General features: G+C 40.7%; 16 protein-coding genes and 1 tRNA gene. 2 read left to right on the top strand and 15 right to left on the bottom strand.

The features are described from left to right. Positions 1–6 precede the first annotated feature (6 nt). From AC6I5B_RS07835 to AC6I5B_RS07805, 7 genes are all read right to left on the bottom strand, one after another. Positions 7–1575, bottom strand: a complete 1569-nt coding sequence (locus AC6I5B_RS07835; protein WP_117787208.1) for a putative ABC exporter domain-containing protein — start codon at positions 1573–1575, stop codon at positions 7–9. Beyond that, entirely contained in the window at positions 1575–2270 is a 696-nt protein-coding gene (locus AC6I5B_RS07830; protein WP_022250919.1) for an ABC transporter ATP-binding protein, read from the bottom strand. The genes AC6I5B_RS07835 and AC6I5B_RS07830 overlap by 1 nt, the downstream gene beginning before the upstream one ends. Before the next feature lie 88 nt (positions 2271–2358). Then, positions 2359–3030: an acyltransferase gene (locus tag AC6I5B_RS07825; protein WP_004613889.1), complete on the bottom strand. Its 672-nt coding sequence runs from the start codon at positions 3028–3030 to the stop codon at positions 2359–2361. 6 nt (positions 3031–3036) lie between these two features. Beyond that, positions 3037–5037 carry a DNA topoisomerase III gene (topB, locus tag AC6I5B_RS07820; RefSeq protein WP_022250918.1) on the bottom strand — a complete coding sequence of 667 codons (2001 nt, stop codon included), beginning with the start codon at positions 5035–5037 and terminating at the stop codon, positions 3037–3039. A 96-nt stretch (positions 5038–5133) separates the two neighbouring features. Beyond that, entirely contained in the window at positions 5134–6219 is a 1086-nt protein-coding gene (gene asd, locus AC6I5B_RS07815) for an aspartate-semialdehyde dehydrogenase (RefSeq protein ID WP_497773725.1), read from the bottom strand. Positions 6220–6298: 79 nt separating this feature from the next. After that, positions 6299–7693 (bottom strand): argininosuccinate lyase, encoded by a 1395-nt coding sequence (gene argH / locus AC6I5B_RS07810; RefSeq protein WP_004613894.1) that lies wholly within the window; start codon positions 7691–7693, stop codon positions 6299–6301. A gap of 18 nt (positions 7694–7711) precedes the next feature. Further along, positions 7712–8347, bottom strand: coding sequence for an epoxyqueuosine reductase QueH (locus AC6I5B_RS07805; protein ID WP_044987825.1), 636 nt, complete (start codon positions 8345–8347; stop codon positions 7712–7714). A 118-nt stretch (positions 8348–8465) separates the two neighbouring features. Here AC6I5B_RS07805 and AC6I5B_RS07800 point away from each other — a divergent pair, with 118 nt between their 5' ends. Next, positions 8466–9233: an ABC transporter ATP-binding protein gene (locus tag AC6I5B_RS07800; RefSeq protein WP_022250915.1), complete on the top strand. Its 768-nt coding sequence runs from the start codon at positions 8466–8468 to the stop codon at positions 9231–9233. Next, positions 9226–10023, top strand: coding sequence for an ABC transporter permease (locus AC6I5B_RS07795; protein ID WP_004613897.1), 798 nt, complete (start codon positions 9226–9228; stop codon positions 10021–10023). Before AC6I5B_RS07800 ends, AC6I5B_RS07795 begins: the two co-directional genes overlap by 8 nt. Positions 10024–10088: 65 nt before the next feature. On the opposite strand, the gene AC6I5B_RS07790 is transcribed toward AC6I5B_RS07795, so the two are convergent. From AC6I5B_RS07790 to ylqF, 8 genes are all read right to left on the bottom strand, one after another. Next, the gene (locus AC6I5B_RS07790; protein ID WP_497773724.1) at positions 10089–10880 is read right to left on the bottom strand and encodes an HAD family hydrolase; all 792 of its coding nucleotides are present in this window, start codon (positions 10878–10880) and stop codon (positions 10089–10091) included. Between the two features lie 105 nt (positions 10881–10985). Beyond that, a tRNA-Thr gene (locus AC6I5B_RS07785) sits at positions 10986–11058 on the bottom strand. Between the two features lie 71 nt (positions 11059–11129). Further along, positions 11130–12044 carry a mechanosensitive ion channel family protein gene (locus tag AC6I5B_RS07780; protein ID WP_004613899.1) on the bottom strand — a complete coding sequence of 305 codons (915 nt, stop codon included), beginning with the start codon at positions 12042–12044 and terminating at the stop codon, positions 11130–11132. Between the two features lie 9 nt (positions 12045–12053). Continuing rightward, a complete protein-coding gene (pgeF, locus tag AC6I5B_RS07775; protein ID WP_004613900.1) occupies positions 12054–12905 on the bottom strand; it encodes a peptidoglycan editing factor PgeF in 852 nt (283 codons plus the stop codon). 10 nt (positions 12906–12915) lie between these two features. Continuing rightward, a complete protein-coding gene (locus AC6I5B_RS07770; protein ID WP_004613901.1) occupies positions 12916–13269 on the bottom strand; it encodes a YraN family protein in 354 nt (117 codons plus the stop codon). A 36-nt stretch (positions 13270–13305) separates the two neighbouring features. Then, positions 13306–14064, bottom strand: coding sequence for a ribonuclease HII (gene rnhB / locus AC6I5B_RS07765; RefSeq protein WP_004613902.1), 759 nt, complete (start codon positions 14062–14064; stop codon positions 13306–13308). Beyond that, positions 14057–14602, bottom strand: coding sequence for a signal peptidase I (lepB, locus tag AC6I5B_RS07760; RefSeq protein WP_004613903.1), 546 nt, complete (start codon positions 14600–14602; stop codon positions 14057–14059). Before lepB ends, rnhB begins: the two co-directional genes overlap by 8 nt. A 25-nt stretch (positions 14603–14627) precedes the next feature. Next, complete coding sequence (ylqF, locus tag AC6I5B_RS07755) at positions 14628–15479, bottom strand: ribosome biogenesis GTPase YlqF (protein ID WP_004613904.1); 852 nt, start codon at positions 15477–15479, stop codon at positions 14628–14630. Positions 15480–15490 lie beyond the last annotated feature (11 nt).

Here is a 15490-nt window from a genome sequence, read left to right as displayed (position 1 = left end):
TTTCTTTTAATCATATTGTTCCATGATGGCGAACCTTGACACTGTCAACAGTCCAATCACCACTGCCATTATCATACCATAAATTAAAATTACGAAAAAGGCAAAATTGAAATTCTGTAAGACAACTGCAACCACAGCAAGGAGCACTCCGATCCCTATAATTCCCCCTTGGACTCCCAATCGAACTAGCTGCTTTACTGTTTCTCCCAAAGAGTTTCTCAAAAACGAATCGATCAGTACCTTTGTATATAACTTAATTGCCTGAAGGAACACATAGATCAGCCAGCAGCTGACTATGTGAAACGGATGAACTTTCCATGCAATCCCAAGCGGAAGCACCAAAATCGCTCCATCAATCGCCGCTTTCACATGTTCCATCACAGTCGCGTACCACATTTTCTTTGCCGGAGAATCTGGGAGTAGAAACAGATACGGATTTTTCAATTCTTTATCCCATTTCCCAAGATATCCTCCTGTCAAAATGGCAAGATAGGCCACAATTCCCAAAAGAACTGCACTTTTTGATCCAAATTCCGAAACATCAATCACCTTTAAAAACAAAATATCCGCACCAATGCAAAACAATGTCATATATGAAAAGATAAACCATTTTTCTTTTTTATACTCCAATAACTGTCTGTAAAAAATAGCCTTTGCTCCGGACGCTTTATATTCGACTGAGGCTCTTTTGAATTTCTTCTTTTTGCCGATGGACATAACCATCTCACCATTATTTTTTCGCGCTTTCATCTCTGCATAATCATCCGCAAATTTTGCCGCATCTTCATAATATCCACCATTGCATTTCATTTTGACTGCCACTACAGCCATAACAATTACAGTCAAAAGATACAAACCACTGCATACAAGATTAAGAGTTGTAGGTCCAAGCAAAATCAGTCGAAAAACTGCAATATTCCATCCAATGATCGGCAGCATCTGCAATCCCGGAAAATCAATCAGATTGATAATACTTTCCAGCGAAAATCCTTTTGTTCGAAAATACCAAATTCCAAACAGCGTAATACCTGCAAGTAAAACATAGATCATGCGCGTAAGCATAACAGTCGTCTTTTGCGAAAATCGTTCATTGGCATATAAACCAATAATAATACTGCCTTCCAGTACCGACTCAACCCCTGCAAGAACTATAAACAGTGATACGATTTTCCAAAGCGGAAGATGAAATCCAAGAATTGCAGCAAGTACAAATGCCATACTCACAATCAAAGTCATCAAAAAATTATATCCTGCGCCATAGAGCAAGATTATTTTGGGGCGAATCGGCGCCGTAAAAATAAAATGTGCATGGCTTGGATAGAAAATGACACCTTTTCGTTTTGCATAAGTCGCAAAGTTAATAAAAAAATTGTAAAGTCCCCATACCGTCAATGCCGCCAGCAGCCAATATGGTGTTTGAAAATCTGCTTTTACTAAAGCCGTAACTGAAACTGTGATCAAAAAAATAAAATAGGCTACCAAAACAATGCTAAGTATCAGGTTCACCGGCTTTTTCTTTAGCTGCTTTAATTTGTTGATCCATTTTCTTTTTGACATATACAATAATGCTTTCATTATTTTTCACCACCCGTCAATTCAAAGAACAGAGCATCGAGTTCTTTATCTCCAACTTCTTCTTTGCTGTAAGAACCAATAATATGGCCTTTTTCCATCACAAACATCACATCCCAAATATTCTCTACCATCTCCAGCATATGAGTACTGATCAATATCGTAACTCCGTTTTCTTTCAATTCTAAAATCACTTCTTTTAATTCTTTGATCGCTTTTGGATCGAGTCCAACCATCGGCTCATCTAAAAGAATCACCTGTGGCTTGATACACAGCGCACAGCAAATACTAACTTTCTGCATCATTCCTTTTGAAAGCTCATTCCCTAATTTGTCCTGTTTATCCTCCAACTCAAATCGTGTCAGAATTGCTTCCACCTCTTGGTCTGTTATGTTGCTGTCATATGCTTTTCTTACATACTCAATATGCTCTCTTACAGTCAATGCATCGAACATTGCCGGCAATTCCGGAACATAGGCGAAAATCTTTTTCGCCTCCATGCTATGTGCTTCCATCTTCTGAATTCCGATTCCACCTTCATACCTGAGCAAACCTGCAATACTTTTGATAATCGTAGATTTTCCTGCTCCGTTTGGTCCCAGCAAAATTCCTATCTTTCCCGTCGGCACCGTGAAACTGACATGATCCACCGCCAGATAATCACCATATTTTTTACTCAGTCCTTGTATCTCAAGCATCTTCATTCCTCCTCATCAAAAATAGTCTTGTATATCTGTACTATAGATTTAATACAATGATACACAAGACTATTCCGACTGTCAATATTTATTTTTCGTATTTCTCGATTACTTCTCCACGTTTTTTATAAATGCTGCCTGCAGGTACAAATTCTCTGACCATAGACAACGGATAAATATTTGTATGACTTCCCACAACTGTTCCCGGATTCAATACACTTCCACATCCCACTTCGACTTCATCGCCAAGCATGGCACCAAATTTCTTAAGTCCGGTCTCAATCGCTCCTTTTGGTGTCTTTACCGTCACCAATGTCTTATCCGATTTCACATTAGAAGTAATCGAGCCAGCCCCCATATGAGACTTATATCCAAGCACAGAGTCCCCTACATAATTATAATGTGGAACCTGAACTTTATTAAACAGAATTACATTCTTAAGCTCTGTAGAATTTCCTACCACAGCTCCTTCCCCAACAATTGCATTACCGCGGATAAACGCACAATGTCTCACTTCTGCGTCTTTCCCAATAATTGCCGGTCCATTGATGTAAGCTGTCGGCGCTACTGTCGCCGATTTTGCAATCCATACATTCTCACCGACTTTTTCATACTCCTCTTCCGATAACGTCTCTCCTAGTTCTAAAATAAAAGAACTGATTTTCGGAAGAACCTCCCATGGATAAGTCACTCCTTCAAAAATATCTCTCGCAATTGTCTCCTTCAAATTATAAAGTGATTTTACTGTTAATTGTTCCATTTCAATTTACCCCTTCTTTGTCTGTTTTTCTTTTTTATAAAATATTGCCGCCTTATCGTAACAGCCTCTCAGCTGATACTGATTACTCAACCGCAAAACACCTTGCGTACGACTGTTAATAAAATGTTCCAGCTTCATCATATACTCATCCGATGTAATCTCGCCGTCTGCCACATAGGTGAGTCCTTTTTCCCAACTTGCAGTAAGTTCCGGGTTCAAAAGTGAGCGGATTGAATGTTCCACTACATCAAAAACCATTTCTCCAAGCAGCGTCGGTGTAATGATCTGTGTTTTTTTATTTAACATCAAATATTTAATATGAATCAGCTTTTTCAGAATCTCTGCCCTGGTTGCACTCGTTCCGATACCACTTCCTTTAATCTGGGCGCGCAAATCCTCATCTTCAATGAGCTGCCCCGCATTCTCCATCGCAAGAATAATCGACCCCGAATTGTATCTCTTCGGTGGCGAAGTCTCTCCTTCTTTGATTGTCAATTCCTTTACCGGTAACACCGTTCCTTTTTTCACTGTCTGAAGCAGTTCAAAAAAGTTCATGTCCATGTCACTTTCCGAATCCTGTTTACCCGCATTTCCGGTCCCGACCACTTTCAGATATCCTTCCTCTGCCAAAACCTTGAAATTGGAGAAAAAGCTTTCCTCTTTGATCTTGGTTGTAATACTGACTTTCTGATAAACAGCCGGAGGATAGAAAATACTCAAAAACCTTCTGACAATCGTGTCGTATACCTGCCTTGCAGTATGTGATACACTATTCAATGCCTGCAGCCCCTGACCGGTCGGTATGATTGCATAGTGATCTGTGATCTGCTTGTCATTGACATACCTTGTTTTTTCTAAGCCTTTATGACTTCCAAACGCAACAATATCTTTCAGATAAGGAGATGCCATATCATATTTGGACAGACCGTTCAGATTTTTGTGAATCTCTTTTGCCACTGCTGTCGAAAGCACTCTGGCATCCGTTCTCGGATACGTCACCAGTTTCTTTTCATACAGTTCCTGGACGATCCGAAGTGTCTCATCCGGACTGATCTTAAATCGTTTGGAACATTCATTCTGAAGCTCTGCCAGATTATAAAGGAGTGGCGGATTCTTTTTTTCTTTCTTTTTTTCAATTGCAGTGACTGTGCAAGTAAGCGGTTCTCCATCGCTTAAATAGGCAATCAGTTCTTCTGCCTTCACCTTCTCTTTAAAGCCATTTTCCTTATAAAGATCCAATGACTCAAAATATTTAGAACCCTTCACTGCCTTCCATTCACCATCAAAATTCTTTTCTTCCAGTGAAATGCTGCTGAGCACTCTGTAAAACGGCGTCTTTACAAATTCCCGAATTTCCCGCTCTCTTCTCACTACCATACCGAGTACGCATGTCATAACACGCCCGACAGAAAGGACTGTGTATTTGTGACCAAGATAATTTGAGATACTATTGCCGTATTTCAGCGTCAGAAGTCTAGAGAAATTAATTCCCATCAGGTAATCTTCTTTTGCCCGCAGATACGCTGATGCGGATAAGTTATCATATTCCTCCAGATCTTTCGCTTCACGGATTCCACGAAGAATCTCTTCTTCTGTCTGGGAATCAATCCACACACGTTTTCTTTTCTTTCCTTTCACCTCTGCCATCTGTTCCACCAGACGGTAAATATATTCCCCCTCACGCCCGGAGTCAGTGCACACATAAATCGTATCCACATCCTGTCGATTCAACACGCCACTCACAATTTGGAACTGCTTTTTTACGTTCGGAATCACCTCGTATTTGAACTCTTTTGGCATAAACGGCAACGTCTCAAGACTCCATCTTTTATATTTCTCATCATACACCTCCGGATAACTCATTGTCACAAGATGTCCAACACACCATGTGACAATCGCCTCATCAGATTCCAGATATCCGTCTTTTTTTCTCGTATTCAATTTTAATGCTTTTGCGAATTCCTGTGCCACGCTTGGCTTCTCCGCTATGTATACTGATTTTCCCATCCTGGTTTCCTTTCTCTGCCGTCAATGCCTCTCCCGTGGATAAAAAGAGAAACAAGGCAGGGAAGAACCTTCTTCCCCGCCAAATGTTATTTTTATTTATTTTGCTTTGATATATCCTTTTGCAGTCAGTGTCTCTGCACAGAGGATTGCACCACCTGCTGCGCCACGTACTGTGTTATGAGAAAGTCCGACAAATTTAAAATCGTATACACTGTCTTCTCTCAAACGTCCTACCGAAATTCCCATACCATTTTCAAAATTGACATCCAATTGTACCTGTGGACGATTATCTTCCTCTAAGTATTGAATAAACTGCTTCGGCGCACTTGGAAGCTCCAATTCCTGCGTCAGTCCCTTAAAGTTCACAAGCTTTTCAATCAGCTGCTCTTTCGTTGGCTTCTTTGCAAATCTCACAAATACAGCTGCTGTATGTCCGTCCAAAACCGGTACGCGGATACACTGAGTTGTAATTACCGGTCCATCCGCTTTTACAATCTCTCCATCAACTACTTTTCCCCAGATACGAAGTGGTTCTTGTTCACTTTTTTCTTCTTCACCACCGATAAACGGAATAATATTTTCTACCATCTCTGGCCAGTCTTTGAATGTCTTTCCTGCCCCTGAGATTGCCTGATATGTAGTTGCCACTACTTCTGTCGGCTCAAATTCTTTCCATGCTGTCAGAACCGGAGCATAGCTTTGAATCGAACAGTTTGGTTTTACCGCCACAAATCCTCTTTCTGTTCCAAGACGTTTTTTCTGAGCTTCTATTACTTCAAAATGTTCTGGATTAATCTCTGGAACTACCATCGGCACATCCTTTGTCCAACGGTGCGCACTATTGTTTGAAACAACCGGTGTCTCTGTCTTTGCATATGCATCTTCAATCGCTTTGATCTCTTCTTTTGTCATATCCACCGCACTGAACACAAAGTCAACATCTGCAGCCACTTTCTCTACTTCATTTACATTGGCAACAACTAATTTTTTCACTGCCTCCGGCATTGGTGTCTTCATTTTCCAACGATCCCCAACCGCTTCTTCGTAAGTCTTTCCTGCTGATCTCGGGCTCGCTGCCACTGTCACGACTTCATACCACGGATGATTTTCCAACAGAGAAATAAAACGTTGTCCAACCATACCTGTTGCTCCTAAAATTCCAACTCTCAATTTCTGTTCCATAATTATCTCCTCATTTCCAAAAGTCTTTCTCACGCAAACAAATGTGTTTACTCGAAATATACTATCGCATTTTAATTGATTATGCAAGTGTTTTTTCGCATTCCTGCAAATATTTTGCATAGATGGCAATTACCTTTTCCATCGCTTCTTTTCCAGGCGCGCCAATCGTCATACGTTTATTGACGCATGTCTCCATGCTGATTGCCTCATAGATATCCGCCTCAAAAACCGGTGAAATCGCCTTAAATTCTTCTAGTGTCATGTCATCCAACGCGATATCCTTTTCCAGGCAGTACAGCACAAGCTGTCCTACAATTCCGTGTGCATCGCGGAATGCAACACCATGATTTACCAGATAGTCCGCTGCATCTGTCGCATTGGTAAACCCATTCTTTGCACTGTTTTCCATATTCTCCTTGCGGAATTTCATCGTTCGAAGCATCCCTGTAAACAATGCAAGGCATCCTTTTGCTGTGTCAATCGCATCAAATGCCAACTCTTTATCTTCCTGCATATCTTTATTATAAGCAAGCGGAATTCCTTTCATCGTTGTCAAAATCGACATTAATGCCCCATAGACACGTCCTGTCTTTCCTCGAACCAATTCTGCGATATCCGGATTCTTTTTCTGTGGCATAATGCTGCTTCCCGTACTGTAGGCATCATCAATATCCACAAACTGATATTCGTTCGAATTCCAAATAATCACCTCTTCCGAAAAACGGCTCAAATGCATCATGATCGTAGACAATGCTGACATCAGCTCAATTACATAATCTCTGTCCGCAACAGAATCCATGCTGTTCAATGTAGGTCCGGCAAATCCCAAAAGTTCGGCAGTATACTCTCTGTCAAGAGGGTATGTCGTTCCGGCGAGTGCTCCCGAACCAAGCGGACAATAATTCATCCTTTGGTAAATATCGTATAGTTTGGAACGATCACGTCGGAACATCTCAAAATATGCCCCCATATGATGCGCAAGTGTAATCGGCTGTGCTTTTTGAAGATGTGTGAATCCCGGCATAAATGTCTCGGTGTTTTCTTCCATGATATGAAGAAGAACTTCCAGTAATTCTTTTAAAAGTCCATCCAACACCTGAATCTCATCCCTTGTGTACAGTTTCATATCCAGTGCAACCTGATCATTCCGGCTTCTTCCTGTATGCAGTTTCTTGCCCGGTTCTCCAATACGATCAATAAGTGTTGCCTCCACAAAGCTGTGAATATCCTCATATTTATCCGAAATTTCAAGTACGCCTCGTTCCACATCACTCAAAATCCCTTCGATTCCCGCAATGATCTGATCTCGCTCATCCTCGGTCAAAATCCCTTGTTTTGCGAGCATCTTCACATGCGCAATACTTCCTCTCATATCCTGTGCATAGAATTTCTGATCAAACGAAATCGATGCATTGAAATTGTAAACCAGCTGATCCGTCTCCTTTGTAAAACGACCGCCCCATAACTGTGCCATATTGTCCCCTTCTTTCGTTTATTTTTTCTTGATTCCGGTGCTTTCTTGTTTCCTGTCTCTGACAGAAAACTCGCACCCACAGTAATCTTGTCTGTAAAGTCCAAATTCATTGGAAAGCTCAATGGAACGTTTGTATCCATTCTTCTTTTTAAAATCTGACTGTAAATACTTCACGCCATATTTTTCACCTATTTTTGCGCCAATCGTATTCAGCTTTTCCGCATTTTTCATTGGACTGATTGTAAGCGTCGTCGTAAAGTAATCAAATTCCGCTTCCTTTGCCATTCTCGCTGTCTCTTCCAATCGGAGCGCATAGCACTTAAAACACCGCTCTCCGCCTTCTTTCAAGTGTTCCAAGCCTTTTGCGAGCTCATAAAACTTCTCCCTGTCATAATTGCCCGCAACAAAAGAGATTGGATGCTTTCCTTTCATCTCTCCGATCAGCATCTGCTGTTCTAAAATCCTTTTTGTATATTCACTTTCCGGAAAAATATTAGGATTATAATAGAAAACAGTAATGTCAAAATAATTGCTCAAATACTCTAAGACATAACTGCTACATGGTGCACAGCAGCTGTGCAGCAAAAGCCTCGGCACTTTTTCTTCTTTTTCAAGCTTTACAATCAGCTTTTCCAGTTCTTTTTGATAATTCATCTTTTTCACCTTTTCCACGTAACCTCACAGGCTTGATTATACTATTTTCTCTTACTTCTAGCAAGCACCCTTTTCCCCTTTTCACATAAAATAGATATATATGAAATGGAGGCGCATTATGGAACATGTTCTTGAACTGAAAAACATCAGTCATTCTTATCATAATACAGAAGGAGAAACACCTGCACTAAAAGACCTTTCTTTCTTCCTGAAAAAGGGGGAATTCATAAGCATTGTCGGTCCTTCAGGCTGTGGAAAATCCACGTTGCTGTCACTCATTGCAGGATTGCTCGTTCCGGAAAGCGGAACAATACTAATCAATGGAAAACAATTAAAAGAAAGCACTACAAATATTGGATACATGTTACAAAGAGATCATCTGTTTGAATGGCGAACGATTTATAACAATGTCATTCTAGGTTTAGAAATCCAGCATATGCTCACCGCCCGCACACGCAGAAAAGCACATCAGTTGTTGGAACAATATGGTCTGGAATCTTTCGCAAACGCAAGACCATCTGAACTGTCCGGAGGCATGAGACAGCGCGCTGCTTTAATCCGTACTCTCGTGTTGGAACCGGATCTTCTTCTATTAGATGAGCCCTTCTCAGCTCTTGATTATCAGACTCGGCTCACTGTAGGAGATGACATTGGACAGATTATCAAAAAAGAACAAAAAACAGCCATCCTCGTCACACATGATCTTTCCGAGGCAATCAGCCTGGGAGACCGGGTAATCGTTCTCTCCGAAAGACCTGCCACCGTACAACAGACAATCCCTTTGTCCTTCTCTCTCGAAGAAGACACGCCGCTCCACAGACGAAATGCACCCGAATTCAAAACCTATTTTAATCTCATTTGGAAGGAGTTGAACCGCAATGAGTGAGACTTCTGTCTCCCAACAAAATTTTCTGCAAAAAAAGAGACAGCATAAGCGCATTGTTCACAGTTCCCGTTTTCTCATTCTCATCTTGTTTTTGGGAATTTGGGAATTCACTGCCTCAAAAGGATTTATTGATTCCTTTATTTTCAGCAGTCCTTCAAAAGTGGCAGCCTGTTTTTGGTCTATGGTCTGTGATAAAAGTATTTTTCTGCACATCACAGTCACACTTTACGAGACACTTGTCAGCTTTTTTCTCGTCATTTTGTGCAGTCTTCTTGTGACAATTCTTTTATGGTTCAGTCCAAAACTCTCCGAAATATTAGAACCGTTTCTTGTCGTTTTAAACAGTCTGCCAAAATCTGCGCTTGCACCACTTTTAATTGTGTGGCTTGGTGCAACTCGCACTACAATCATTGTCGCCGGCATGTCTGTCGCAATTTTTGGAAGCATCCTGAACCTATACACAACATTTATCAACGCTGACAAAGAAAAAATCAAACTGATCTACACGCTCCACGGGAACAGATTCCATGCACTGATGAAAGTAGTACTGCCAAGCTCCATTCCCGCTATCATCAGCAATATGAAAGTCAATATCGGTCTATGTCTTGTGGGTGTCATTATCGGAGAATTTCTGGCGGCAAGAAATGGTCTCGGATACCTGATTATCTACTCCAGTCAGGTCTTTAAGCTAGACTGGCTACTCATGTCAATTGTACTTTTGTGTATTATGGCTATGGGGCTGTATGCTTTGATTAATCTGTTGGAAAAATGGTATTTAAAAAAGTTCTAACTATCAAAATAGAGTGCAAGAAGTATTTCTGCAACTTCTTGCACTCTGTTTTTTCATCTTATTTTTTAAATAATTCCATAATGTCTTAATGCCTTTTCGATCCCGTCATCTTCCAAATCTGCAGTCCGGTACGCACAATATGGAAAAATCTCTTTCATGCTATTCCCCATCGCAACACTGTTTGGTACAAACTGAAGCATCTGAAGATCGTTCGTGCTGTCTCCAAACGCATAGCAATCTTCCAGCAAAATTCCATAATAATCCATAAGCATCTGAATACCGGACGCTTTCGAAATCCCCTTTGGAACAATCTCATACATTCCAGCGCCTCTGTCTATACAATCAAATTTCTCTGAAATATAGTTGTAGAACATCTTATAGTCACTCACTGTATTCACCCATACTACAAATTTATCAAATAAAATTTCTCCATCTTCCAGCGACTTTGGAATATCAAATGCTTTCGTACCGAACCTTGCTCTTAAATCATGAAGAATTTTATGATCTGGAAGCTCTTCATCAAAGAACACACGATTTTCCTCCTCAAACACCGCTGTGATATTGCATGTTCTTAACATCTTAATAATTTCCCTACAATATTCTTTTGTAAGTGTATTTTTAAAAATCGTCTTTTCTCCAACATAAATTGCCGTTCCGCATCCACAGACATAACCATCAAAACCTATCTCTTCTAAAAAATCATCAATACTAAATCTCGTTCGTCCCGTATTGATAAACACCAAATGCCCATTTTCTCTTGCCTTGCGAATTGCATTCACCGCACTTTGTGGAAGGTAATGTGTTCCCTCTGCCACAAGTGTTCCGTCAATGTCAAAAAAAAGCATTTTTCGACTCATATTGTTTGCCTCCTTCTCCATTCATGTAAACATTTAAACAAAAAAGTACCGCACCCTCTTGGAAATACTGATTTCCCTTGAAGTTACGGTACTTCTAATCTAGTCAGCTGAAAATCGGACTTGAACCGACGACCCCTTCATTACGAGTGAAGTGCTCTACCAACTGAGCTATTTCAGCAAGTGATTAAAACAAATCACAAGCTTTATTATATCGCATTTTCAAAAATATGCAACACTTTTTTCAAAAATTTACTGTTTAGCCTCTTCTTTCGGTAAATGCACAGTCATCTGCTGATAAGGTATTTCAATACCATTTTCGTCCATTGTCAGCTTAATTCTTTCTAGCAGCCTCCATCTCGTCGGCCAATACTCCTCCGTCTTCACCCATGATCTTGTTCCAATCACTACAGAACTTGCCCCAAGACTATCTACAAACACTAACACTTCTTCCTCTTTTAATACCGCTTCCTCTTCCATTAGGATCTGCTCAATCAACTGTTTTGCCTTTCTAAGATCTGCTTCGTAGGATATGTCTATCAAAAGATCCATTCTCCGCTCATTCTTTGCAGTCACATTGGTAAGACTGTTATTTGCCAATGCACCATTCGGAATTACAATAGTCTTGTTGTCAACAGTGGAAAGTTTTGTATAAAAAATTTGGATTTCTTTTACAGTACCTTCACACTTATTCGTGTCTTCAATAATATAATCTCCCACTACAAATGGTTTCAAAATCAAAATCAAAACACCGCCTGCAAAGTTCGATAGTGCGCCTTGCAGAGCAAGACCAATTGCCACACCTCCGGATGCCAGCAATGCCGCTACCGATGTCGTGTCGATGCCAAAATTACTTCCAATTGAAAAAATCAAAATAATATACAATACAAACTTTAACATCGAATCGACAAACTGCTCTACTCCTTTGTCTACCGTTGATTTTTGTAAAGAGCGTCTGACAATCTTCCGAAGCAGCTTGATAATTTTTGTTCCAATAAAAAATACAACCAGCGCAAGAAGCACGCGCACTCCAAAACCAATCAGTTCCGGAATATTATCATTCACATATTCCGCAAACTTTCCGACTTCTTGTACTGCCTCCGATGTAGCTTCCGTCACTTCTTTTGTAACTGCCCCATCTCCTACTGTATCTGCCAGTAATATCATATATACCTCCTATTTCAATGCCAAAAATGCTGCTAAATTTCCCCTCTTTCCATTGGATGCCCGATGTGAAAACAACAGTTCATGGTTGCAGCACGTGCACAAGTTCGTCACAGCCAAATGTGTTTTCAAAATCCCAGCTTCCTCCAATATCAACTCATTTGCTTTCCAAAGATTCAGTTGATATTTGCCATTTGTTTTCCTATAAAACAGTTTCTCCCAGTACTGCTGGTGAAAATTTTGTCTAAACGCATCAATGACGTCCTCGCTTACTTCATAACACGTCTGACAGATAGACGGTCCGATTGCCGCCAAGATATCTTCTGGATGACATCCATATTCGCTTCGCATCACTTCCACTGTCTTTTTCCCTATTTTCCCGACAGTTCCTCTCCAACCGGAATGACTTAGACCGATCACTTTTTTCACCGGATCCAAGAAAAACAAAGGGACACAATCCGCATAGAATGTTGTCAGACAAAGTCCCGGTTCATCTGTCACAAGACCATCCACATCCGAATAGTCAAGCGGTGTAGTCAAGCCTTTTCCCTTGTCTTTTGACGTGACAACGCGAATATTTGTCGTGTGTGTCTGCATGGAAAACACAAAACTATCATCCTCTACACCGATTGCATTTGCCATCCTCCGATAGTTTTCCCGGACAGCCGACTCGTCATCCCCTCTTGAAAAGCTTAAATTCATCGTACTGCAAACACCTTCGCTGACGCCCCCAAGTCTTGTCGAAAATCCATGACGGACCAATCCGGTGTCTGCCAGAAGTGGGTATTCCAAATACGGAACACCATTTTCTACTTTTTCCGTAAAAATTTTTTCATCGTTTTTATATGAAAACCCTATACTCATATTCTATCTTTCACTCCACAAAATCAAATGCATTCTTTAAAAGCTGTACTTCTGTTCCCAAAATACCTACCACATCAAAACGGCACGGCATCTCATGCCACTGATTTTTATAAACGTAATACTGTGCACACTTTGAAATTCTTCGCCGCTTCGCCAGTGATACTGCTTCCATCGGGTAACCTGCTCTCGCCGTCCTTCTGTATTTCACTTCACAAAAGACAAGATACTCCTGATCTTTTGCAATGATGTCAATTTCCCCTGCATTGCATTTGAAATTATATTCTATAATCTGATATCCGTGTGCTTCCAGATATTTTCCTGCAAGCCTCTCATAGTTCGTTCCTATTTTTCGTCTATTTTCCACTATATATCTCTTCTATTATAACTTAACACTTCAGTCTCAAACAAAATTTTTAATAAAGCTCATTCTATGAATCGGTGTAGCTCCAAGCGTTTTCAACGCCGTGATATGTTCCGCAGAACCATATCCTTTGTTACTCGCAAATCCATATCCAGGCAGCACATCATCATACTGAACCATAAGACGGTCTCTTGTAACCTTTGCAATGATACTTGCCGCTGCAATAGAAACACTTTTCGCATCACCCTTGATAATTGGCACCTGATCAATCGTCACTCCCGGAATCGTCACAGCATCATTCAACAACAGATCAGGCTCTGTCTCTAATTGTTGAATCGCTATACGCATTGCCTCATAAGTCGCCTGCAGTATATTGATCTCATCAATTCGTGCCGGACTCACAATGCCAATTCCTGTCGCAATCGCTTTTTCCATAATCTCATCATACAACTCTTCTCGTCTCTTTTCCGAAAGCTTTTTCGAGTCATTCAGATAAAGAATCTCACAATCTTTCGGCAAAATCACCGCACCGGCAACCACCGGTCCCGCAAGCGGTCCTCTCCCCACTTCGTCAATGCCGCATATATATGAAAAATGTGCGTATTTTCTTTCGTAAATACGCATATTCTCAATTCGTTCTCGCTCCATACAAAGTTTTTGTTCCTGTTTTTTATATTTTTGAATCAGATTGACTACTCCTGTACGCTCATCCTTCTCATATTTTGCATACAACTCGTTCAGCATCACTTTATCTGTAGCTTCAAATTCTGCTTTGATTTCACTAATTTTTTTATTCATGAGGAATCACCCCAATACTGTCTAATGGCCAGATCCGAATCCATGCCCTTCCAATCAACTCATCTATGTGAAGAATTCCAACGCTTGGATCACGGCTGTCTGAGCTATGATTTCTGTTATCGCCAAGCACAAAATATTCATCCTCACCAAGTTCAATCGGCTCTGCCGCAATCCCGGCATCTTCCATCACTTCCAGCCCATAATTTTCATCCAGCTTCTCTCCGTCAATATAAACATATCCGTCCTTCACCTGAACTGTTTCTCCCGGAAGCCCTATGATTCTCTTGATATAATATGTATTTTCTTTATGTCTATATGGGAATACAATAATTTCAAATCGCTTCGGATCCCGGAAACGGTAAGACAGCTTATCCACAATGAGATTATCCCCATCATGTAAAGTTGCCTCCATAGAGTGCCCGCTTACTCGTGTACGCTGCCCTACAAACGTTATAATCAGCCATGTCAACCCGATAATAACCGCGATATACACAATCCAACCTAATAATTCTTTTAAGATTCCCTTTGGTTCTTCCATCTAATACTCCTCTTTTCTGACTGTCCTATTCATAATCTTCCGGAAATTCCAGTGTAATCTTTCCCAGTCTTCCGTTTCTGAAATCATCAATCAAAAGCATTGCTGCTTTATTCGTGTCCAGCTCGCTTCCCCTCAACAGGCAATGTCTGTTTTTCGCAATATCAGTCAGACATGCATACGGATCTTCGACCTCGGTAATAGCATATTTTTCTGCCAAAACACCCGCATAATGCTTTTTCATAAACTGAATCAGTTCTGCTGCCAACTCCTCGGTATTTAAAATCTCATCTTTAATAGAGCCGATAAATGCAAGTCGCAGTCCTACTGTCTGATCTTCAAATTTCGGCCACAAAATTCCAGGTGTATCCAATAATTCTACATTCTTATTCAAACGGATCCACTGTTTCCCTTTTGTAACTCCCGGTTTATTTCCAGTCTTTGCACACGCCTTCCCCGCCAACGAGTTGATAAATGTAGACTTTCCTACGTTCGGAATTCCAACAACCATGGCGCGCACCGGACGGTTCAAGATACCGCGTTTTCGGTCTCTTTCCATCTTTTCTTTACAGGCTTCCTGAATCACTCCCTGAATGGATTTGATTCCACCGCCCTTCTTAGAATTTACTTTTACAACTGCAAATCCCTTTTTCTTAAAGTATTCTGCCCATGCGTCATTCTGTTTATCTTCTGCCAGATCCGATTTATTCAGCAAAATTAATCTTGCCTTATTTTTTCCCAATTCATCAATATCTGGATTTCTGCTGCTGATCGGCACTCTTGCATCCACAAGTTCAATCACAAGATCGATCAGCTTTATATTTTCCTGCATCATACGCTTTGCTTTAGTCATATGACCCGGATACCACTGAAAATGCATATTATCCTCCT

Source organism: Faecalimonas nexilis, from assembly GCF_059731825.1.
The sequence above is the reverse complement of the archived record's forward strand: the minus strand, read 5'-3'. Positions and strand labels throughout refer to the sequence as shown.

Bases quoted from the DNA above. Each gene is read 5' to 3' on its own strand.
- AC6I5B_RS07835 (WP_117787208.1), bottom strand. From the start codon at position 1,575: ATGAAAGCATTATTGTATATGTCAAAAAGAAAATGGATCAACAAATTA.
- AC6I5B_RS07805 (WP_044987825.1), bottom strand. From the start codon at position 8,347: ATGAATTATCAAAAAGAACTGGAAAAGCTGATTGTAAAGCTTGAAAAA.
- topB (WP_022250918.1), bottom strand. From the start codon at position 5,037: ATGGGAAAATCAGTATACATAGCGGAGAAGCCAAGCGTGGCACAGGAA.
- AC6I5B_RS07830 (WP_022250919.1), bottom strand. From the start codon at position 2,270: ATGCTTGAGATACAAGGACTGAGTAAAAAATATGGTGATTATCTGGCG.
- AC6I5B_RS07780 (WP_004613899.1), bottom strand. From the start codon at position 12,044: ATGATATTACTGGCAGATACAGTAGGAGATGGGGCAGTTACAAAAGAA.
- rnhB (WP_004613902.1), bottom strand. From the start codon at position 14,064: ATGAATAAAAAAATTAGTGAAATCAAAGCAGAATTTGAAGCTACAGAT.
- AC6I5B_RS07795 (WP_004613897.1), top strand. From the start codon at position 9,226: ATGAGTGAGACTTCTGTCTCCCAACAAAATTTTCTGCAAAAAAAGAGA.
- asd (WP_497773725.1), bottom strand. From the start codon at position 6,219: ATGGAACAGAAATTGAGAGTTGGAATTTTAGGAGCAACAGGTATGGTT.
- pgeF (WP_004613900.1), bottom strand. From the start codon at position 12,905: ATGAGTATAGGGTTTTCATATAAAAACGATGAAAAAATTTTTACGGAA.
- AC6I5B_RS07825 (WP_004613889.1), bottom strand. From the start codon at position 3,030: ATGGAACAATTAACAGTAAAATCACTTTATAATTTGAAGGAGACAATT.
- lepB (WP_004613903.1), bottom strand. From the start codon at position 14,602: ATGGAAGAACCAAAGGGAATCTTAAAAGAATTATTAGGTTGGATTGTG.
- argH (WP_004613894.1), bottom strand. From the start codon at position 7,693: ATGGCACAGTTATGGGGCGGTCGTTTTACAAAGGAGACGGATCAGCTG.
- AC6I5B_RS07790 (WP_497773724.1), bottom strand. From the start codon at position 10,880: ATGAGTCGAAAAATGCTTTTTTTTGACATTGACGGAACACTTGTGGCA.
- ylqF (WP_004613904.1), bottom strand. From the start codon at position 15,479: ATGCATTTTCAGTGGTATCCGGGTCATATGACTAAAGCAAAGCGTATG.
- AC6I5B_RS07800 (WP_022250915.1), top strand. From the start codon at position 8,466: ATGGAACATGTTCTTGAACTGAAAAACATCAGTCATTCTTATCATAAT.